The organism is Nonomuraea sp. MG754425 (assembly GCF_021699195.1).
Classification (GTDB): domain Bacteria; phylum Actinomycetota; class Actinomycetes; order Streptosporangiales; family Streptosporangiaceae; genus Nonomuraea.
Genome location: NZ_SSXE01000437.1, coordinates 1 through 960, shown reverse-complemented (window position 1 = coordinate 960; position 960 = coordinate 1). Strand labels below are relative to the sequence as shown.

Here is a 960-nt window from a genome sequence, read left to right as displayed (position 1 = left end):
CTTCACCGCCGCCCGCGCCACGCCGCCCGTCGACCTGTCCGGCCTCGGCGCCTCCGGCCCCACGGCCGCCCCCAGCCGGCCCGCCTCCCCATCGGCCGAGCAGTCGGCCGAGCCGTCGGCTGAGCAGTCGGAGGAACCGTTCGGCCCGGCCGGCACCCCCGGCCAAGACGCCACACCCGGCCCGACGCGGCCCGCGCCGGGCTCGCCGATCGCGCACACCGAGTTCGGCGACTGGAAGATCGACCGGAACGGGCTCAGGTTCGGCGCCGCCAAGGTCGCCGGCCGGACGTACGACACGTGCGACCCGGTGGACGCCCAGGGCGTGCTGGCCAGGAGCGGCTGCGAGCGCGCGATCCAGGTCGCCTACACGGCCTACCGCGGCCACCTCAAGGCGGTGCGGTTCATGCTGGCCTTCCCCACGGCCAAGGACGCGAAGACCGCCGCCACCCGGCTGTCCCGGCTCAGTTCGACCGGGGTGAACGTCCGCGAGAACACGATCTTCGACCCGTTCGTCTACGGAAAGATCCGGACGAACGCCGCCAGGAAGTACGTCGTCGCCACGATCGTCACCGCCGACGAGACGGCCGCGTCGAAAGCCGGGAAGTTCCACCTCTACCTTCAGGCCGACACCACGAGCTACGTCCAGCGCCGCGACGCGACCGTCACGAGCTGACGGTCACGGGCACCCGGGGCTCAGCGGCGCGCGGCAGGGGTCCGGCCGCCCGTGACGCGGAGCAGGTCGAGCTTGCCGGCGTCCGCGCTGCCGGCCGCCGCCGTGTAGGTCACCATGCGCAGGTCCGCGCCCGGCACCACGAGGACGTCGCAGTCGAGCACGATGTCGCCGATCGCCGGATGCCGGATCGTCTTGCGGTCGGTGGTGTGCTGGGCCGCGTCGCCGCCGAGCACCTGCTGACCCGCTCCCCGGGCACCCACCTCGTCATCATCGGCCGCCCCCGAACG

Annotated in this window: 2 pseudogenes; one reads left to right on the top strand and one right to left on the bottom strand. The window is 73.8% G+C overall.

Annotated features, from left to right (window positions below):
• Positions 1–673, top strand: a pseudogene (locus tag FAF44_RS53330) (hypothetical protein); the annotation flags it as partial.
• 20 nt (positions 674–693) lie between these two features.
• On the opposite strand, the pseudogene FAF44_RS53325 reads toward FAF44_RS53330, so the two are convergent.
• A pseudogene (locus tag FAF44_RS53325) lies at positions 694–960 on the bottom strand (hypothetical protein); the annotation flags it as partial.